General features: G+C 52.6%; 21 protein-coding genes. 10 read left to right on the forward strand and 11 right to left on the reverse strand.

Annotated elements, in window-relative coordinates:
* Window positions 1–46 precede the first annotated feature (46 nt).
* Complete coding sequence (locus USF70_RS04265; RefSeq protein WP_033145234.1) at window positions 47–292, forward strand: DUF2543 family protein; 246 nt, start codon at window positions 47–49, stop codon at window positions 290–292.
* 290 nt (window positions 293–582) lie between these two features.
* Here USF70_RS04265 and USF70_RS04270 read toward each other — a convergent pair whose 3' ends face one another.
* A complete protein-coding gene (locus tag USF70_RS04270) occupies window positions 583–2,082 on the reverse strand; it encodes a cyclic diguanylate phosphodiesterase (RefSeq protein WP_094935563.1) in 1,500 nt (499 codons plus the stop codon).
* Window positions 2,083–2,317: 235 nt separating this feature from the next.
* Here USF70_RS04270 and USF70_RS04275 point away from each other — a divergent pair, with 235 nt between their 5' ends.
* The 3 genes from USF70_RS04275 (at window position 2,318) to USF70_RS04285 (ending at window position 5,970) form a co-directional block, all read left to right on the forward strand.
* Entirely contained in the window at window positions 2,318–3,838 is a 1,521-nt protein-coding gene (locus USF70_RS04275; RefSeq protein ID WP_320735303.1) for an EAL domain-containing protein, read from the forward strand.
* A 125-nt stretch (window positions 3,839–3,963) separates the two neighbouring features.
* Window positions 3,964–5,436, forward strand: coding sequence for a sensor domain-containing diguanylate cyclase (locus tag USF70_RS04280; protein WP_033146522.1), 1,473 nt, complete (start codon window positions 3,964–3,966; stop codon window positions 5,434–5,436).
* A gap of 285 nt (window positions 5,437–5,721) precedes the next feature.
* The gene (locus USF70_RS04285; protein WP_006174788.1) at window positions 5,722–5,970 is read left to right on the forward strand and encodes a GlsB/YeaQ/YmgE family stress response membrane protein; all 249 of its coding nucleotides are present in this window, start codon (window positions 5,722–5,724) and stop codon (window positions 5,968–5,970) included.
* Between the two features lie 130 nt (window positions 5,971–6,100).
* Here the strand turns inward: USF70_RS04285 and USF70_RS04290 are convergent, their stop codons facing one another.
* Window positions 6,101–6,199, reverse strand: a complete 99-nt coding sequence (locus tag USF70_RS04290) for a YoaK family small membrane protein (protein ID WP_029739841.1) — start codon at window positions 6,197–6,199, stop codon at window positions 6,101–6,103.
* A 45-nt stretch (window positions 6,200–6,244) separates the two neighbouring features.
* Entirely contained in the window at window positions 6,245–7,273 is a 1,029-nt protein-coding gene (locus tag USF70_RS04295) for a sensor domain-containing diguanylate cyclase (protein ID WP_232938344.1), read from the reverse strand.
* Window positions 7,274–7,583: 310 nt separating this feature from the next.
* Between USF70_RS04295 and USF70_RS04300 the strand changes: the two genes are divergently transcribed.
* Together USF70_RS04300 and USF70_RS04305 are read left to right on the forward strand one after the other, a co-directional pair.
* Window positions 7,584–7,838 (forward strand): DUF333 domain-containing protein, encoded by a 255-nt coding sequence (locus USF70_RS04300; RefSeq protein ID WP_023311246.1) that lies wholly within the window; start codon window positions 7,584–7,586, stop codon window positions 7,836–7,838.
* 80 nt (window positions 7,839–7,918) lie between these two features.
* Window positions 7,919–8,224, forward strand: a complete 306-nt coding sequence (locus tag USF70_RS04305; RefSeq protein ID WP_039262013.1) for a periplasmic protein — start codon at window positions 7,919–7,921, stop codon at window positions 8,222–8,224.
* Here USF70_RS04305 and USF70_RS04310 read toward each other — a convergent pair whose 3' ends face one another.
* Complete coding sequence (locus USF70_RS04310; protein WP_023311248.1) at window positions 8,225–8,569, reverse strand: DUF488 domain-containing protein; 345 nt, start codon at window positions 8,567–8,569, stop codon at window positions 8,225–8,227.
* A gap of 101 nt (window positions 8,570–8,670) precedes the next feature.
* On the opposite strand from USF70_RS04310, the gene USF70_RS04315 reads away from it, so the two are divergent.
* Window positions 8,671–9,378, forward strand: coding sequence for a CTP synthase (locus USF70_RS04315; protein ID WP_048975694.1), 708 nt, complete (start codon window positions 8,671–8,673; stop codon window positions 9,376–9,378).
* Between the two features lie 32 nt (window positions 9,379–9,410).
* Here USF70_RS04315 and USF70_RS04320 read toward each other — a convergent pair whose 3' ends face one another.
* Window positions 9,411–10,598, reverse strand: a complete 1,188-nt coding sequence (locus tag USF70_RS04320) for a CynX/NimT family MFS transporter (protein ID WP_232938276.1) — start codon at window positions 10,596–10,598, stop codon at window positions 9,411–9,413.
* A 99-nt stretch (window positions 10,599–10,697) separates the two neighbouring features.
* On the opposite strand from USF70_RS04320, the gene USF70_RS04325 reads away from it, so the two are divergent.
* Window positions 10,698–11,489 (forward strand): AraC family transcriptional regulator, encoded by a 792-nt coding sequence (locus USF70_RS04325; RefSeq protein ID WP_269837053.1) that lies wholly within the window; start codon window positions 10,698–10,700, stop codon window positions 11,487–11,489.
* Here USF70_RS04325 and USF70_RS04330 read toward each other — a convergent pair.
* Complete coding sequence (locus tag USF70_RS04330) at window positions 11,473–11,919, reverse strand: DUF441 domain-containing protein (protein WP_024908579.1); 447 nt, start codon at window positions 11,917–11,919, stop codon at window positions 11,473–11,475. The genes USF70_RS04325 and USF70_RS04330 overlap by 17 nt on opposite strands.
* A gap of 145 nt (window positions 11,920–12,064) precedes the next feature.
* Between USF70_RS04330 and yoaI the strand changes: the two genes are divergently transcribed.
* Entirely contained in the window at window positions 12,065–12,169 is a 105-nt protein-coding gene (yoaI, locus tag USF70_RS04335; protein ID WP_087822389.1) for a small membrane protein YoaI, read from the forward strand.
* A gap of 21 nt (window positions 12,170–12,190) precedes the next feature.
* Here the strand turns inward: yoaI and USF70_RS04340 are convergent, their stop codons facing one another.
* From USF70_RS04340 to yeaG, 3 genes are all read right to left on the reverse strand, one after another.
* Window positions 12,191–12,691 carry a YbaK/prolyl-tRNA synthetase associated domain-containing protein gene (locus USF70_RS04340; protein WP_232938275.1) on the reverse strand — a complete coding sequence of 167 codons (501 nt, stop codon included), beginning with the start codon at window positions 12,689–12,691 and terminating at the stop codon, window positions 12,191–12,193.
* 98 nt (window positions 12,692–12,789) lie between these two features.
* Window positions 12,790–14,073: a YeaH/YhbH family protein gene (locus tag USF70_RS04345; RefSeq protein ID WP_232938274.1), complete on the reverse strand. Its 1,284-nt coding sequence runs from the start codon at window positions 14,071–14,073 to the stop codon at window positions 12,790–12,792.
* A 75-nt stretch (window positions 14,074–14,148) separates the two neighbouring features.
* Window positions 14,149–16,083, reverse strand: a complete 1,935-nt coding sequence (gene yeaG, locus USF70_RS04350) for a protein kinase YeaG (protein WP_008500713.1) — start codon at window positions 16,081–16,083, stop codon at window positions 14,149–14,151.
* A gap of 431 nt (window positions 16,084–16,514) precedes the next feature.
* Between yeaG and USF70_RS04355 the strand changes: the two genes are divergently transcribed.
* A complete protein-coding gene (locus tag USF70_RS04355; RefSeq protein WP_032657936.1) occupies window positions 16,515–17,261 on the forward strand; it encodes a MipA/OmpV family protein in 747 nt (248 codons plus the stop codon).
* A gap of 78 nt (window positions 17,262–17,339) precedes the next feature.
* Here USF70_RS04355 and USF70_RS04360 read toward each other — a convergent pair whose 3' ends face one another.
* The gene (locus USF70_RS04360) at window positions 17,340–18,224 is read right to left on the reverse strand and encodes a D-hexose-6-phosphate mutarotase (protein WP_087822391.1); all 885 of its coding nucleotides are present in this window, start codon (window positions 18,222–18,224) and stop codon (window positions 17,340–17,342) included.
* Window positions 18,225–18,297: 73 nt separating this feature from the next.
* The gene (gapA, locus tag USF70_RS04365; protein WP_023311257.1) at window positions 18,298–19,293 is read right to left on the reverse strand and encodes a glyceraldehyde-3-phosphate dehydrogenase; all 996 of its coding nucleotides are present in this window, start codon (window positions 19,291–19,293) and stop codon (window positions 18,298–18,300) included.
* Window positions 19,294–19,599 lie beyond the last annotated feature (306 nt).

Consider the following 19,599-nt stretch of genomic DNA (forward strand, 5'->3'; position numbering starts at 1 on the left):
CGATATACTGATGGCTTTACCCGTAAAAATTAGCGACGAGACAGTTATGAACAACGATATCCCACTGAAATATTATGACATTGCCGATGAGTACGCGACGGAAGCCGCTGAACAGGTCGCTGAGTCAGAGCGCGACGCGCTGGCACATTATTTCCAGCTGCTGCTCACCCGTTTATCGAATAATGAGGAGATTAGCGAGGAAGCCCAGCAGGAGATGGCCACTGAGGCCGGGATCCGTGCGGGTCGCGTTGATGATATTGCGAACTTCCTCAATCAGTGGGGAAATGAATAGTCTGCTTCAAAAACCGTTATGCTGATGCTTTGCGATACAGCTCAGCATCACGCTATCGGACCACATGCATTTTTTCCGCAGAATATGCGAAGCGGGGGCTTCGATAAACAGCGCGAAAATAACGGTCAGACAAAAGAGTACCACTGGGAATAGTAAGGATAATTTCACGTTTTTAACCAAAATATGAGTGTGCTTCAGGGTAATCTACCGTCTGAATGTGACGACTATATGTTTTTGCGTAAAAAATAGAAATGCCCGACTGGAAAAAAACGGACGCGCAAGGCTTCGGGTTACGGTGCGACCCCGGTGAGTCGCTTCGCCAGCTCGCTCCGGGTGAGTGCTTTTGAAAAATACCATCCCTGAATCAGCGCATCGGGATATCTGCTTGCAATAAAGCGATATTGAATTTCATTTTCCACGCCCTCGAAAACAAGCGTTTTATTCAATCTTGCAAGGGCATCGCAGAAGATTGCAAAGATGTTTTGCTTATAATGCTCGCTGATGCCGTCCACCAGCGACTTATCAATTTTGATTTCATCATATTCAAGCAGCGACAGGCGGGCGAGATTGGAGTTTTGCACGCCAAAATCATCTATTGATATTTTAACGCCGAGCGATTTCAGCTCCTGACAGAATCCCTCGAGGATATCTGCCGTGGAAACGGCTTTCTCAGAAAGTTCGACCTTCATCAGGGAAAGGGGAAGGTGATTGGCAAAACACGCACGACGCAAAATGGTAATGAACTGTCCATCTTCAATTTCCTTGTGCCCAACGTTTATTGAGACTATCAGCTGGTGTTTTATCGCCAGAGGGGCAATTTCGGAAAGGGATTTTTCGATAATATTACTGTAATATTTTTTATACAAACCGATCTTCTTAATTAATGGGATAAACAGCTCCGGAGAGACGTCCCCGTGCTTTTGGTCACGCCATCTCGACAGAACTTCTACACCCACGATTTTTTGATCGTGAATACGAATAATGGGCTGATAGTTAACGCTTATGGTATTCGTGAGGACGGCTTTTATCAGCGTACGTTCCAGAGAAAAACGGTCTTCATAGATACGGAAGATAAATAACGTTATCGCAATCCAGATAAAACAGAGAATGACCGCGAGAAGCGCAAAGATAAACGGAGGTAACGAGGCGAGCCCGGCGTCGTGATGCTGCACGATGACGCACAGGTCCCAGAAGGCGCTGCACTGTGTCAGGGTCAGGGTAAACAATGTCGAATGCAGCCAGCTCTGCTGATTTAGCTCCGTGGCGGCCGAAAAAAAGACTCTGCCGAAGTCTTTGGTGGTAGCACTGAGCGAATAGCTTGCGGTGACCGGGGTGAATTTATCGTAAGCATAGCGGGAGGTGAAGATAATAATATTATTATAAATTGCCGCATTGCCCGTGAAAAAGTCTTTTCTCGAAAACTGGGCCAGGAGAAAGCCCCTCGGCGTTTTATGCAGTTCTGCAGGAAGTGCAACGGGCGTCGCGAGTTTCCCCCAAAAAGCGGTACAGACTATTTTTCCCTTCTCAATAAAGCCGATATCGGCAAAATAAAGATTATTAAGCTTAATTTGTCTGTAGCGATCGAGGCTGGTTTTATCACATCCCTGCGTCGTGATGCTTTTGAGACCCAGCGCCACGCTTTGGGACACGTCTTCTGAATAATGTAAAAGGGTACGGGATATTTCACGCTGTTTACTCTTCTGCTGACCGATGATTACAGCATTGACCGCATAAAGAGACAGGAAGACCAGAAGCGTCGAAACGATAGCAATGGCAATGAGCTTTTTCATTTTCCAGATATCCAGTCCGCTCCCTGATTTCACAAATCTTAACACAGCCAGGGCAAGGAACAAGCCTGATAGTCACGTCATGTGAGTAAATGCCGGCAGGTGAACTCATACGAAAGTATCAGTTTTTTAAGACAATTCTCAGCTAAGCTATTTTCATTGTTATATGCAATACCGGGATAGCACAGGCTCTTCTACCAGAACATCCATGCTTGTTTTTTCTATTAAGGAAAACATCGTGCGCAACGTGATGATCCCTATTCTTAGCGCTCTGTTTCTTTTTCTGAGCGGCATTTTGATTATTAACTGGCAGCTATGGCAGATGGCGAAGCTGAGTAATAGTCATACCGCCACGGCCAGCACCCAAAAAATAGAAAACATTCTGGCTGAAGCAGTCAGTGCGGCCAGCACGGCAAAGCGCGTTGCGGCTCAAGGGTGTACCAGTAGCGGACAGCTGGTGCTGGGAACAGAGGCAGCGCTAAAACCGCATCTGCGCGCCATCATGATCGAGCTGCAGGGGAAAATCATCTGTACTTCCCTTCCCGGGAATGGCGTGTTGATTATTCATCCTGAGACGTTACCTGCCGAAAAATTGATGCTGTTACCCGGCAATCGACTGGTGAACGGCATTCCGGTGCTTATCTTCCAGATGCCCATCGCGGGAGGGCGCGTCATTGTCAGCATCAGTGACGCGCATTTGCAGGACGTCATTGCAAGTGCATCGAACAGCGTGGATCTGGGGCTGGTTGTCGGCGAAAGCATGCTTGTTCGCAACGGCGATGTGAGGGGCTGGAAAGCGGCCTCCTGGACGGGGTCGCTTACGGCATCAACGCAATTTCCCTTTAGCCTGGCCTGGCAACCTCCTGCCTTTTTCAGCCTGACGCGGCTTTTGCAACAGGGATGGAGCCTGATACTGCTTATTCTCGCGCTATCGGTGGCGGTAGGTATTTTGATCCGCCGATACAAGGGGAAAAGTACCTCATTTGAAGACGATTTGCGTAAAGCGATTTTGCAGGGGGAGATCGAGCCTTATTACCAGCCGATCGTGAACGGCGATACCGGCGGGCTGTACGGCGTTGAGGTCCTGGCAAGATGGAAGCATCCAAAGTCAGGCTTTATCCCGCCGGATGTCTTTATTCCTATTGCTGAACGTAGCGGGTTGATTATTCCGCTGACCAAAGGATTGATGGCGAAAGTGGTGACCCAGCTTAAGCCGCTTTTGCCTAAGCTACCGGACGGGTTTCATATCGGGGTGAACATCAGCGCCAGGCATATTAATGCGCCTTCATTTATCGGTGACTGTCGCGTTTTCGGGAAGGGGTTTCAGGGTAAAGAGGTCGAACTGGTTCTCGAGGTGACCGAGCGTGAACCGCTGGTCGATAATCCTCACCTCGTGGAGAACCTTAACATGCTGCATAACGCCGGCTTTGTTATTGCCCTGGATGATTTTGGTACGGGTTATTCCGGGCTGTCATGCCTTAATGCGCTGGCCATTGATTATATTAAAATTGATAAAAGCTTTGTGAACCGGGTTTCAGAGGAAAAAGACTCAACGATCCTGCTGGACTGCGTCATTGACCTGGCGAAAAAACTCTCTTTGCGCATTGTCGCTGAAGGCGTAGAAACAAAAGAGCAACTGGAGTATCTCAACCGTAATGAGATAACCCTGTTACAGGGATATTATTTTGGTAAGCCCGTCTCCTATATCGATTTTATTAAAGTCATTTTATCTAAACCCAGGGAGACTGTTAGTTTGTAAAACGAAATAAAGACGAGCTTCTGTTGTATGCTTAAGTGCAATTCATTTTCCTCTTATCCCGAGCTTTGTTACAGTGACAAGAGTTGTCAGCCAGGGATGTCAGGCGTGATAAGGTGGAAAAGCTCGTGCATGTGAAAAATACTTTTTACACAACAACCATTACCGTCATCATTGTCTCATTGATCATCTCGCTGTCGCTTGCCGTCCAAATTGCCACGTCCAGACAGCAGTCAATTCAGCAAATTAATACCAGCGTTGCTAACCTGAGCCATACCCTTGATGTCTACACCGAGGGGATCATGCGCCAAAGCGAAATGTTAATTACTACCGTTTCCGACATAATCGAAATTTATGGCATGACGCCGCAACAGGCGACCAATATTCAGCGGATGATAAATAATCAGGATAATCTTCTTACCCAGATTAATAATGTGGTTGTTTACGACGCTCAGGGCGATATCTTTACCGCGTTGCACGAAACTTTTACAGGCCCACGCAAAGGATCGGACAGGTCATTTTTTATCTATCACAAGGAAAATAAAAATCAGCAGATTTTTATTGGTGAGCCCGTGGTCAGCAGAACCAATGGCAAATGGGTCATTACCATTAGTCGTCGCCTTGAAACCCACACCGGGGCATTTAACGGTGTCGTGGTGGTGACGCTGGGTATCGAGAATTTTCTCGCGCTTTACGGGCAGATTAATATTGGTCACCTGGGCGTCATTGGCTTAACGACACAATCCGGCGTGCTGCTGGTCCGTCACCCCTTTAAAAATACCTACGTCGGCACGATTTTTTCTGATTCACCCCTCTTCAGGAAATACCTAAAGGTACAAAATACCGGGATAGCCAGTTCCGTCTCGCGGTTTGATAAAATCGAACGCATTTACGCCTATGAGAAAAACCGACGCTACGGGCTGGTGACCACCGTGGCCGTCAGCATTGATGAAGCCCTCGCACCGTGGCGCAAGCAGGCCATTCAGCTGGCGCTGCTCATTTTCGTTTTCACTGCGATACTTATCGTCGCGTCATACTTCCTGTATTCCGACTTATCCAGAAAAACCAGAGATAATAAGGCGCTGAAGATTATCGCTTCCGAGGATGCGTTGACCGGGCTGTATAACCGTCGCATTTTTGATGAAAGAATCCTCTCGGAAATCGCGACTTGTGCCGCGCATGACGCAGCAATTTCGATACTGATTGTGGACGTGGACTACTTCAAAAAATACAACGATAACTACGGCCATCCGGAAGGGGACCGGTGTCTGACGCTGCTGGGAAACAGTCTCAGGGAGAGCCTTACCCGTGATAATCAGATTGTGGCGCGCTACGGCGGAGAGGAGTTTGCGCTGATATTGCCTGATACGGATATTCAGGAGGCGCTTCGACTGGCGCAGACGATTATTCGCAACGTGTTCTCCCTGCAAATCACGCATGATTTTAGCCCCTTCGGACGGGTGACGGTAAGCGTCGGGATTTCTACCGCGCGTGCGGTCGACATCGCGGGCAGCCAGCAGAATATCATTATTGCCGCTGACCAGGCGCTCTATCAGGCAAAGCGCGCGGGACGTAACCGGTACGCGTTTGTTGGGGTATGAACAGAAAAAAAAGCCCACACAGGAGTGGGCAAGAAATACTGGAAGCAATGTGAGCAATGTCGTACTGAATACCTGAGTGTTACGCTCAACTATTCAGTGTTGAGAAAGATAATCTTTCTCAACAGAAGATGCAACCCCACAGTTTATGCGGCAGGCTCTTTTTGTTGATGAATAATTGCGCACTCTCTCATTGTGATGCCTATCACAAATTTCCTTTCTGAAATCCTGTGCTATTCTTTTTTGTGTCGTTGATTTAATGACAAAAACCATACAGAGAGGAAAGTTATGGGAATTTTATCCTGGATTATCTTTGGGCTTATTGCGGGTATTCTGGCGAAGTGGATCATGCCGGGCAAAGATGGCGGTGGGTTTATCGTCACCGTAATACTGGGTATTATCGGCGCGGTAGTCGGCGGCTGGATCAGTACGCTGTTCGGTTTTGGCAAAGTCGATGGCTTTAACTTCGGCAGCTTTGCCGTCGCGGTCATCGGTGCGCTGGTTGTTCTGTTTATCTACAGAAAAATCAAAAGCTAAGGCTTACAAGCGTTAAAAAAGGCTGCCAGATGGCGGCCTTTTTACGTAGTGGCGTTTACCACCAGCCAAGCTGCGTGCCGGCAAATGCCGCGATGGCAACGATCAGCATAACGAGGGTCGTTTTTCTCATTTATGCCCCAGGCGCCGCGTAACCACCGACAAAAAACCATGCTAAAAAAATCACCGCCGTTATAAAAATAACGACCGGGAAGAGGATCCCTATTCTCATATCATCACCTGTTTCGGTTTTTGTAACGCCGTAGAGTGTACGGGGTTAATCGATAGTGAGAAAGCGTGTTTTGCTTTTTCCTTTCTTATCCTGATACATCGCGACATCCGCGTCGCGTAATGCGCTGTCCGGATCGGTTACCCGAGGGTCCACTTCGATAACGCCGACGCTGGCTCCGGGGTAAATGAGGTTGACGCTACCCAGCCAGTATTCACCGGCAATAGAGGCGCTGAGGCGCGTTTTGAGCAGCGTGACCTGCGCGTTATCTCCTTCGCTGTGGGATGTGCTCAACGACGCCACCAGAAACTCATCGCCGCCCAGCCTGCCAATGATATCGTCCTGCTGTTTTTCTTCCGTCAGACGCTTGCCCACTTCAATCAGGAACTGGTCGCCAGCCTCGTGGCCGTAGCGATCGTTAATCAGCTTGAAATCATCCAGATCGATGAACGCGATGACGGTGTTACGTTTAAGGTGCCGCGCCAGCGAAAATAGCGTGGTCAGATCTTCAAAAATGGCGCGACGGTTGGGTAAACCGGTAAGGGCATCTGTGTAAGAGTGCGCGATGAGGGCCGCGTTGGCTTCGCGAAGCTGGGTTACCAGCGACTCTTTCTGAATGGACTGGGCAATCAGACCGGCGAATAACTTCAGGACCTGTTCACCGCGCTCGCTAAGCGGCTTTCTGGCCGTGCTGGTGGCACAAAGCGTTCCGTAGAGTGAACCATCCGCAAGATGGACAGGAATACTCATGTAGGTCGTAATGCCGAGCGCTTTCGCCGCCTCGCATTCCGGCCAGCGTTCGGGAACGTCGTTGCTGAATACGGTGTCGCTATCCAGCGCGCGCTTGCACAGTGTTTCATCCCATGGGACGCTCAGCCCCTCAGGAATTGTCATCTGCTTGCTGTTGCGGGCGTAGAGGATATGCTGCAGTCGGGCTTCGATATCTACCTTGGTGAGGTAAGTCGACTCCATGTCAGTCACAATCTCCAGCATCTCCAGCAGCTGGCGAACGAGACCTTCAAGGGATTGTTCAGTGGCGAGGGTTTCTGAAACACGGGCAAGGATAATATCCGACATGACGTAGAATGACTCCCAGGCAGAAGACGTCTGCATCTGCATGTTATGCTGAATTTTTAGACTTCAGGCATAGTAAAACATGAATATAAAAAATTTAATATATGCAGGGAGAGGGCAGCAGCAGAGAAAAAAAGGCCCCGTTGTTGAGACCGGGGCAAAGACATCTTGATTACGGAATGATGTTCTCTGGTCATATCGAGAACATGCCACACTATAGTGTTGAAAAGTGCAGTTAAAATGGAGAAATCATGGAGAAAGGGGCGATGACCCGTTAACCTTAGATTGTCATGATGTCACAAGGATCAATGAGATGAGATTTCTGCTTCTGGCGCTGGCGCTTCCCCTGGCTGCCTGCACCGCGAAAACAACCCCACCCGATGCGCCGAAACCACCGCACGCTATCGGTATGGCGAACCCGGCCTCCGTGTACTGCCTGGAGAAAGGTGGGGAACAGATCCCGGTTCAAAGCCCGCAGGGCGTACGCACGGAGTGCAAACTACCGGGGGGCGAAGTGATTGATGAATGGACGCTCTACCGTCGCGATCGTCCGCAACCCACCAGGTGACAGACGTATATTGCCTGCGATACACTTCTCTTTAGGATTATTCTTAGCCAGTCCCTGGCTATCGTTACCGTGAGAGAAGTATGTTTCAGCTTAAACCGGGCAGCATGGCGATGATCATCGGTGCCCGCACGGCGTCAGGCCGTCGCAATATTGGTAAATCTGTTGAGCTGTTTGGCCTTTGTCAGCCTGGCCTGCGTTTCGTTAACCCGGTCAACGGCGTAATGACGCAATTACCCGCTACCGCCGATCGCGCCCTTTGGCTGGTGACTGGCGATGTTTACGCCTTTGACAATCAGCACGGCTTTGCCTTTGTCCGCGCCGAACATCTGATGCCGCTCACTCCCGATGAAGCGCCGCAAATCCTCGATGAGCTGGCGATCGGCTGATCAGAGATGGCGCAGCCAGTCGGCTAATACCAGGGCGTGATTTTGCTTCGTGTCTTTGGCAGCGTAGAGCAGGGTGACGGTCTGCCTGTTCGCCAGCGTCGCCAGACGCATTCCCTCGTCAGCATGCTGCGCCAGCTCTTCCCGATAGGCTTTGCTGAAGGCGGCGAAATCAATGGTTTCGCTATGAAAGGCCTTGCGTAATTCATTCGAAGGCGTGAGCGCTTTACACCATTCATCATACGCGAGGTCCGTTTTCTTGACCCCGCGCGGCCACAGCTTGTCTACCAGCACCCGATAGCCGTCGTCCGGACCAGCCTGCTCGTATACGCGTTTGCATTGAATCATAATTCCACCCTCCCAATTTAAGGTATTGTGATAATTGCAGAAGATCGGTAGTCTGAGGTTCCTTATGTTATCTGATAATACTCTGGCATAAGGAACCTTTCATGGAACACCTCCCGGTTAAAACGACGCTGCGCATTGCGCTGGTTGGCGATTACAATCCCAGTGTTATTGCGCATCAGGCGATCCCGCTGGCGATTGACGACGCCGCCGCAGTCCTTGACCTCACCGCCGATTACGACTGGCTTGCCACCACGGAGCTGACAAGCCCTGAAGATCTGGTGGGCTACGATGCCATCTGGCTGGTGCCTGCCAGCCCCTATAAAAACACCGAGGCCGCCTTTATCGCCGCGCGCTACGCGCGTGAAAACGGCGTACCGTTCCTGGGCACCTGCGGTGGATTCCAGCACGCGCTGATTGAGTATGCCCGCAATGTGTTGGGCTGGGCCGATGCGGCACATGCCGAGACGGATACCGAAGGCACCATGGTGATTGCGCCGCTGACCTGCTCGCTGGTGGAAAAAACCGATGCCATTGAGCTGCGCAAAAATACGCTGATCGCGAAAGCCTACGGCAAGCCGGAAATAGAAGAGGGTTATCACTGTAACTATGGCGTGTCGCCGGCGTTTTCCCAGGCGCTGGAAAGCGGTGATATGCATGTTACGGGCTGGGACGAACAGGGGGAAATTCGCGCCGCAGAGCTGGTTACGCACCCGTTCTTCGTGATCACCTTATTCCAGCATGAGCGTGCCGCGCTGGAAGGCCGTCCGGTCGTGCTGGTGCAGGCGATGCTGCGCGCGGCTCGCGGGTAGGAAAAGGCAGACCCGATGGTCTGCCAGAGTCTTTAACGGGGCGCGATCTCGCGGTCTCGCCCGGCAAGCACGCCGCAGAGCGCCATTATCACGGCGGCCAGAGCGCAGCCCAGAAGCGGGATTTGCCAGTCTCCCGCGCTATCGTGAATTTTCCCCATCAGCGGAGGGCCGCAGGCGGCGAGCAGATAACCAATCGACTGCGCCATGCCGGACAGCGCCGCAGCCTGGTGCGCGGAGCTGGCGCGCAGACCGATGAACGTCAGGCCGAGGATCATCGTTGCTCCGGAGCCAAAGCCAAACACCAGCGTCCACATCACCGCCATGTCAGGCATAAACCATAGCCCTGCCGCGCTTACCGCGCACATCAGCGCCACCGCGCCGGCGATCCCCCGCTGATCTTTCAGACGGTGAAGAACCAGCGGAACGGCAAGCCCCGGCACGGCCGTGGCCAGCTGCAACAGCCCGTGCACCGAGCCGGCCTGCGCTTCGCTGTAGCCGTGGCTGAGCAATATCGCCGGCAGCCAGCCGATGATGACGTAGTAAATCAGCGAGTTAATCCCCAAAAAGAGCGTCACCTGCCAGGCGAGGGCCGAACGCCAGATGGCGCGATTATGCAGCGCGCCAGCGCCCGTTACCGTCGCAACGTGTTTCTGGCGCCACTGCGGCAGCCAGAGCAGCAGCGCGACCAGCGGAAACGCCATCAGCATCAGCAGCGCGCCATGCCAGCCCGCGCTACCCTGCGCCAGGGGAACAATCATCGCTGAGCCAAACGCCGCCGAGACGCCCATCGTCAGAGAATAGGCCCCGGTGAGTCGGGCTACCAGGCCCGGGAAGTCACGCTTAATTAATCCGGGTAACAGCACGTTCCCGAGCGCAATTCCGCAGCCGATGACCGCGGTTCCGATGAAAAGCAGCGCGGCGGAAGGCAGCGAGCGAAGTGCAATTCCGGCGCAAATCAGCAGCAGGGCGACAAACAGGCTGCGCTCCATGCCGATACGTCGGGCAACGCCTGCGGCGAGCGGCGAGACAAGGGCGAAAGCCAGCAGGGGCAGGGTAGTCAGCAGACCGGTTTGCGCCGTGCTTAAGCCATAATCAAGACGAATAGTGTCGAGCAGCGGAGCTGCGCCGGTAAAGGTGACGCGAAGCGTAGTGGCAATCATCAGGATGCCTGCAATCAACAGCGCGCCGTGTTTTCCTGAGGTGCGAATAGCAGTAGTCATTATGTTCTCATACGTTCAAGCGAGCGCACACAATACCGATTTTCCCGGCGGTTGAAATCAGGCTAAAATGACAGTTTATCGCTAAAATCGGACAAACTGATGATTGGTCTGGGACTGGACGGCTATGATCCCGATAGCCAGCACGACGCGGCCGTCGCATTTCGCATCCGCGTGGTGGCTGAGGAACAGTATATTCCCCGGCATCATCACCGTAAGGGGCAGCTGATTCTGGCCCTCGGCGGCGCGATCACCTGCGAAGTGGAAAATGCCATGCTGATGGTTCCGCCCCAGTACGCCGTCTGGATCCCCGGCCAGATGCCGCACAGCAACAGGGCCACCCCGGGCGCGCAGCTCTGCTTTTTGTTCATTGAACCGGGGGCGGCAAGCTTGCCCGACCGCTGCTGCACCCTGAAAATCTCCCCTCTGGTGCGGGAGCTGATTTTATCCCTGGCGGAAAAATCGCGTGAACAATTCTCTCTTGCGGCCACGTCGCGCCTGGTAGACGTTCTGTTTGACGAGCTGCCGCTCCAGCGTCAGGAGCATCTGCAGCTGCCCGTCTCGCCCCATCCTAAAATTCGGCTGATGAGCGAGAAAATGGCGGAAGAGCCCGCCGCCTGGCAGACGCTGACGCAGTGGGCGAGCCACTTTGCCATGAGCGAACGCAACCTGGCGCGGCTGGTAGTGAAAGAGACCGGCTTAAGCTTTCGCCGCTGGCGTCACCAGCTGCAGCTGATCGTGGCGTTACAGCATTTGATCGGTGGGAAATCGGTACAGCAGGTGGCACAGACACTTGGCTACGACTCTACCACCGCGTTTATCACCATGTTCAGAAAGGGACTGGGCCAGACGCCGGCGCGTTATATGGCCAGCCTGACTACGACTTCCCGATAAACAGAGAGACAAGGCCTGCCGCAATCAGCGGCCCCACCGGAACGCCGCGAAAGAGCGCCACGCCCAGCACGGTGCCCACCAGCAGACCCGCCACCAGCGAGGGCTGGCTGCTCATCAGCGTAACGCCGCGCCCGCCCAGCCACGAAACAAAAATCCCCACCGCGATCGCCACCAGCGATTTCCAGTTTACAAACGAGTGCAGCAGGGTTGAGGCGGGAAGCGTGCCGCTGGCGATAGGCGCCATTACCCCGATGGTTAAAATAATGATCCCGATGGTAAGGCCTTGTTTTTCTATCCACGGGAAGAAGGTATTTAACGGGGTCACGCGAACAATAATCAGCACCAGAATCGAGATGGCGACCGTGGTGTTATGGCTGACAAAGCCGAGCGCGGCGAGTGCCAGAAGAATGAGCAGAGTAGGGTCAAACATAGGGAATCCTTGCCAAAATAATCAACTTGCTTACTTTACGCGCAAACGCGGCGGAGGACAGTTTTAAAAAGATTATATTGCTGTCATAACCTTGTCATTTACGCGGATTAAAACGAAGGCAGATATCGCAAAAGGGGTCGCCATCATGAACGATCACATGTTTGTTGAAACGCTGATTATCTCCTCATCGTTTTTTGCTATTGCCATTATTCTCGTCGCCTCCGTGCTGTTTCTGGAAAGAAAAGGCTGACAGGGTCGTCAGCCATCGCGGTTACGCTTTGTGGAAGGTCACCAGCTCAGGACGGGCGATGCGAAGGTAATCCTGGGTATCCATAATCACGGATTTCTCCAGTAAACCGGCGTTAAAGGCGATTTCGTCAAAGCGCTCGAACAGCAGCGGGTCGGCAACCAGCGCCAAATCAGGATGGAAGCTAAAGGGCGGGATCGCGCCGAAAACGCAGGCGGTCAGGCTATCGACCTCGGCAGGGCTGGCGAGGGAGGCCTTCAGCCCGCCAAAATGGCTGGCAAGCTGGCTCAGGTCGGCCTGCAGATCGGCGGCGAGGATCGCCAGAACGTGTTTTTTTACGCCGTTTCCCTTCACCTTGCAGACCAGGGCTTTTGCGCCTTGCCGCAGATCGGTCCCGCGAATTTCACTTACCGCTTCGCATTTCCCAACCGCCTCGTGCTCCATGACGCGAAACCGCGCGCCCTGTTCGGTGAGTAAGGTAATCAGCTGCTGGTGGGTTCCTGCCCCAATAACGTCGTCAGTCATAACGATTTCCCGGTGATAATCCATTTTGCAGGGTTCTACATTAGCACGGGATGAACGGGGTCGAAAGAAAACAGCCAGCGGGTTCGCTGGCTGTTGGATTATGCGTTGCTGGTAGCAGATTGCTTGTGGAACAGCTCCCTGAACACCGGATAAATATCATCCTGGTCACGGATATGCTGCATGGCAAAATTATCGAACATTGCTTGCAGATGTTCATACTCCCGCCACAGGGTCTGGTGCGCGCGACGGGTAATTTCGATATAGCTGTAGTAACGCACCACCGGCAGAATTTTCTTCGCCAGAATCTCGTGACACAGCGGTGAGTCATCGGCCCAGTTGTCGCCATCGGACGCCTGCGCGGCATAAATGTTCCACTGCGCCGGGTCGTAACGCTCTTTCACCACTTCATCCATCAGCTTCAGGGCGCTTGATACGATGGTCCCGCCGGTCTCCTGCGAGTAGAAGAACTCATGTTCATCCACCTCTTTCGCCTGAGTGTGGTGACGAATATAAACCACCTCCACGTTCTTATAGGTTCTGCTCAGGAACAGGTAGAGCAGAATATAAAAACGCTTCGCCATATCCTTCGTGGCCTGGTCCATCGAGCCGGAAACGTCCATCAGACAGAACATTACCGCCTGGCTGGAGGGCTCAGGGCGTTTTTCGTAATTCTTGTAGCGCAGGTCGAAGGTGTCGATAAACGGTACCCGTTCGATCTTCGCTCTTAGTTCCGCAATCTCTTTACGCAGACGCTCCTCTTCCAGCAGTTGCGCCGGTTCCGTGTTTTCCACGACCTTCAGGCTGCTCTCCAGCTCGCGCAGTTCGCGCCGTTTGCCCGCCGTCATGGCCGTTCGTCGCGCCAGCGAATTCTGCAACGAACGCACGACGCTGATATTGGCGGGCACGCCGTTGGCGGTATAGCCCGCGCGATGGGTTTTGTATTCATTAAGCTGACGATGCTGATTCTTTTTCAGATTCGGCAGCGCCAGGTCTTCAAACAGCAGGTCGAGATATTCGTCTTTCGAAATCTGGAAGACAAATTCGTCCTGACCTTCACCGTCCTGGCTGGCCTGTCCCTGACCGCTTCCTGAACCACCGCCGCCGCCCTGAGGACGCTCAATTCTGTCGTTCTGAACGAAGTGGTCATTACCTGGGTGTACGCGATGGCGCAGGCCGCCTCGCCCCTGATGAAACATCGGTTCGCTGATGTCATCGGTGGGGATGGAGACAGACTCGCCGCTGTCGACGTCGGTCACCGAGCGTTTGTTGATGGCCTCGGAGATAGACTGTTTAATTTGCGTTTTATAACGACGCAAGAAGCGCTGGCGGTTCACCGTGCTCTTGTTTTTGCCGTTAAGACGCCGGTCAATAAACCAGGTCATATACCCCCCGTACTGCATTTGCCAACTTGCATTTTGTAGGCCCGGTCAGCGCTAACCGCCACCGGGCACTTGTTTTTAAGACGATTTACGCACGCGCAGATACCATTCGCAGAGCAGACGGACCTGCTTGCGGGTGTAGCCTTTTTCCATCATACGGTCGACAAAGTCGTCGTGTTTTTTCTGCTCATCGGTTGAGGTTTTGGCGTTAAACGAGATCACCGGCAGCAGCTCTTCGGTATTGGAGAACATTTTCTTCTCAATGACCGTGCGCAGTTTCTCGTAGCTGGTCCAGTTCGGATTGCGCCCGTTGTTATGCGCTCTGGCGCGCAGGACAAAGTTCACAATCTCGTTACGGAAGTCTTTCGGGTTGCTGATCCCGGCAGGCTTCTCGATTTTTTCCAGCTCCGCGTTCAGGGATTCACGGTCAAACAGCTGGCCGGTATCCGGGTCGCGGTACTCCTGATCCTGGATCCAGAAGTCAGCATAGGTGACATAACGGTCGAAAATGTTCTGCCCGTATTCTGAATAGGATTCCAGGTAGGCCGTCTGGATCTCTTTGCCAATGAACTCGGCGTATTTCGGGATCAGGTAACCTTTGAGGAACTCAAGGTAGCGTTCAGCCTGCTCCTGCGGGAACTGCTCGCGTTCGATTTGCTGCTCCAGCACGTAGAACAGATGAACCGGGTTGGCCGCCACTTCCGCATGGTCGAAGTTAAAGACGCGGGAGAGGATCTTAAACGCGAAACGCGTGGACAGACCGTTCATCCCCTCATCAACCCCGGCATAGTCGCGGTATTCCTGATACGACTTCGCTTTCGGGTCGGTATCTTTCAGGCTTTCACCGTCATAGACGCGCATTTTCGAATAGATGCTGGAGTTTTCCGGCTCTTTCAGACGCGAAAGGATGGAGAAGCGCGACAGCGTTTCCAGCGTGCCGGGCGCGCAGGGAGCGTGCACCAGCTCGCTGTGGTTAAGCAGTTTCTCGTAAATTTTGATCTCTTCGGAGATCCGCAGGCAATAAGGCACCTTGACGATGTACACGCGGTCAAGGAAGGCCTCATTGTTTTTGTTATTACGGAAGGTCACCCATTCAGATTCGTTCGAGTGGGCGAGAATAATCCCGTTAAACGGCAGGGCGGAGATACCTTCCGTCCCGTTGTAGTTGCCTTCCTGGGTAGCCGTCAGCAGAGGATGCAGCACTTTAATCGGTGCTTTAAACATCTCGACGAATTCCATAATCCCCTGGTTCGCACGGCACAGCGCGCCTGAGTAACCGTAGGCATCCGGATCGTTTTGCGCGAAGTTTTCCAGCTTACGGATATCGACTTTACCCACCAGCGCCGAGATATCCTGGTTGTTCTCATCACCGGGTTCTGTTTTGGCGATGGCGATCTGCTCAAGGATAGACGGCCAGACCTTCACCACGCGGAATTTGGTGATGTCACCACCAAACTCGTGCAGGCGTTTTGCCGCCCACGGCGACATGATGGTGCCGAGGTAGCGACGCGGGATGCCATACTCTTTATCCAGAATTTGCGCGTCTTCCTGCGGATTGAACAGGCACAGCGGATGGTCGTTTACCGGGCTGCGTTCACCGTTGGCGCTCAGCACATAGATAGGGACGCGCTGCATCAGCGACTTCAGACGTTCAGCCAGCGATGATTTACCGCCACCCACCGGGCCGAGTAAATAGAGGATCTGTTTCTTCTCTTCCAGACCCTGAGCGGCATGCTTCAGATAGGAGACAATCTGTTCGATGGCATCTTCCATACCATAGAACTCTTCAAACGCCGGGTATCGGGCGACCACCCGGTTCGAAAAGAGACGGGAAAGCCGAGGCTCCAGGGCAGTGTCAACCATGTTTGGCTCACCAATAGCCATCAATAGCCGTTCTGCCGCATTGGCATAGGCACTGCGATCTTGCCGACAGATGGTAAGAAACTCCTGCAGTGTGAACTCTTCGTCCTTGGCAGCTTCATAGCGCTGGCGATAGTGATCGAATATATTCATGGCATGCCGTCCTTTCGTTTTTTAGCACAGGATAAGAGCCGTTCGTATGAGTAGTGGAGGCTCCCGGAAGAGAATCTCTCGCACCTCACTGCCAGAGCAGCAACCTGTGTGCCAGGTCAGACGCTAAGAACCGCAGGGTGTTCAGGAAAACTCTTCTTAAATTAAAGCGTAGATGGCATTTGCAAAACTTGCATGCCCAGAAAATCTACTTTCAATGACATATCAATAACTCATCCAAAAATTTCCACTGTCGTTATAAGACAAATGCACGTTTTTCATTCAGTGGTCATATAAATGAAAGCGTGTTGTCATCTGAAAAGTTAAAAATAACGGGTTAATTAGACTGATTAGCAGGCAAAAAATTTTGGGATGTGCGGGAATGGCGGTTACACTTCATCCGCTGATTATTTGACTACAGGAAAGAATGGATTGTGACCAAACTCAAACTTCTGGCATTAGGCATCCTTGCCGCAACCGCAGTGAACACCGCGCAGGCGGAAAGTCAGTGGACGGTTGGCGCGGGTGTTGGCGTCATTAACAGCCCGTATAAACAGTATGACCGTGATGTTTATCCTGTTCCCGTTATCACCTATGAAGGCGACAACGTCTGGTTCCGCGGGCTCGGCGGCGGCTACTATCTCTGGAACGATAAGGCCGATAAGCTTTCCATCATGGCCTACTACGATCCAACGCACTTCAAGCCGGGTGACAGCGACAGCCATGCGCTTCGCCAGCTCGACAAGCGTAAAAGCACCATGATGGCCGGGCTCTCGTATGTACATAACACCGAGTATGGCTTCCTGCGTACGGCCCTGGCGGGTGACACGCTGGATAACAGCAACGGCTTTATCTGGGATCTGGCGTGGTTGTACCGCTACACCAACGGTGGGCTCACCCTGACGCCGGGTATCGGTGTGCAGTACAACAGCGAGAACTACAACGACTACTACTACGGCGTCTCTAAAAACGAGTCCCGCCGCAGTGGTCTGAAAAGCTACAGTGCAGATGACGGCTGGGATCCTTACCTGGAGCTGACCGCGAGCTACAACTTCCTTGGCGACTGGAGCGTGTACGGTACCGGCCGCTATGAGCGTCTGAGCGACGAAGTGAAGGATAGCCCGATGGTCGATAAGTCCTGGGCAGGCATCTTCTCTGTGGGTGTGAGCTACAAGTTCTGATTGTGCATTAATTTAGTGCAATCTATGCATCAAAACGGGGCGCTTGCGCCCCGTTTGCTTTAGCGTGGTGCAGTGAATTTATCGCTTAACAATGCGAATCGTCTGCCCTAAACGAGACGGTTTTTCCTCACTCGCTTTTTGCGGGTTGCTCACGCAAGCGGTTTCCACGCAGACAAACGTTTTGTAGCCATCATCCGTCATGTCGGCCATGCTGACGGACAGCGCAGGGCCCGGGTTCCAGCCCACCACGTCGCTGTGATGATGATGGACCACTTCAATGCCGCGGTTCAGGGCGCCGTCGTGGATCACGCTGCACGCTTCCGGGTGCAGGTAAACGCGGTCGGTACGGTCAGGGAATGCCTGAACGCCGTCGCTCAGTTTGCCTTCTTTCGCGTTATCCACTTTGTCGATATAGGTATCGCCCAGGCCGCTCACCTTCACGGCGCTGATATCACCCACGTTGAAATAGGTGTGCAGGGCAGAGGTGGTTTCGAACTCGCCGTGAGCTTCCAGTTCGATTTCACAGGTTTTACCCAGCTTGAAGCGGGCATAAAGGGTGAAATCGTGCGGCCAGAGGGCGCGGGTTTCATCATTAGCCTGCAGCTCAAAGGTCAGCACTGCGCCGTTGTCATCTTCGTTATGCGCTTTCAGCGTCCACTGCTGGTTACGGGCAAAACCGTGAGACGGCAAACCCGGCTGTGCGGACGGGCCGAACCACGGCCAGCAGATCGGTACGCCACCGCGGATTGCGGCCCCTTTTTTGAAGGAGGTCGCATCGCTCAGCCATAAGCCTTCTGCTTCGCCTTCCGGTTTCCAGGAGAGCAGGTGGGCGCCGTTGAGCGCTACGGAGGCTTTAACGCGTGGGTGGTCAACGACGATGACATCAGCACCGTCAATCTGACGGCGGGAGAGCACAGGGGTAAGTTGTTCGACTACCGGAAGTGCAAAAATTTTATTAGTCATTAAGCAATCCTCTGTCTTATAAATAAAAAAAGGCGACCGAAGTCGCCTTTTTGGATCAAACACTCATCTCAACTTATTTGGAGATGTGAGCGATCAGGTCCAGTACTTTGTTAGAGTAGCCAGTTTCGTTGTCGTACCAGGAAACCAGTTTCACGAAGTTGTCGTTCAGTGCGATACCTGCTTTAGCATCGAATACTGAAGTGCAGATTTCGCCGTTGAAATCGGTAGATACAACGTCGTCTTCGGTGTAGCCCAGAACGCCTTTCATTGCGCCTTCGGAAGCAGCTTTGATCGCTTTCTTAATTTCTTCATAAGAAGCAGCTTTTTCCAGACGAACGGTCAGGTCAACAACGGATACGTTAGGAGTTGGAACGCGGAACGCCATACCAGTCAGTTTGCCATTCAGTTCTGGCAGTACTTTACCTACAGCTTTAGCAGCACCGGTAGAGGATGGGATGATGTTCTGAGCCGCGCCACGGCCGCCGCGCCAGTCTTTGTGAGACGGGCCATCAACGGTTTTCTGAGTAGCGGTAGTCGCGTGAACGGTAGTCATCAGACCTTCGATGATGCCGAAGTTGTCGTTGATAACTTTAGCCAGCGGTGCCAGGCAGTTGGTGGTGCAGGATGCGTTAGACACGATATCCTGGCCAGCGTAAGTTTCGAAGTTTGCACCACGAACGAACATTGGGGTGTTGTCTTTGGAAGGACCAGTCAGAACAACTTTCTTCGCACCAGCGGTGATGTGTTTACGCGCAGTTTCGTCGGTCAGGAAGATACCGGTTGCTTCAGCAACAACGTCAACACCGATTTCGTTCCATTTCAGGTTAGCTGGGTCTTTTTCAGCAGTAACGCGGATGGTTTTGCCATTAACAACCAGGTGGCCGTCTTTCACTTCAACGGTGCCGTCGAAACGACCGTGAGTTGAGTCGTACTTCAGCATGTACGCCATGTATTCAGCGTCCAGGAGATCGTTGATACCAACGATTTCGATGTCAGAACGTTTCTGAGCAGCACGGAAAACAATACGGCCGATACGGCCAAAACCGTTGATACCTACTTTGATAGTCATATATTCCACCAGCTATTTGTTAGTGAATAAAAGGTTGCCTGTAAAATTACAAAAACCTTACGCAGCGTCAAGCGGAATCGTGTCAATCATTGCGACAAATCAATCCTGTGACTAACGTTTGTGCGACTGACTCGCCTCACTTTCCCTTTGAGCTTGCACCCATATGGGGGCTGAGCCGGGATTTTAAAGTCCTCGCAGGATAAAAATGTGAACGTGATCACAATTGCCTGACCGCTTATTCGCGACACATAAGTTTAGATCAAAAGTGCACGCAAGGGTGTTAATGTTTTGTTAGAATCCGGGTTG

It is taken from the genome of Enterobacter sp. 237C8 (assembly GCF_034106865.1).
Lineage (GTDB): Bacteria > Pseudomonadota > Gammaproteobacteria > Enterobacterales > Enterobacteriaceae > Enterobacter > Enterobacter asburiae_B.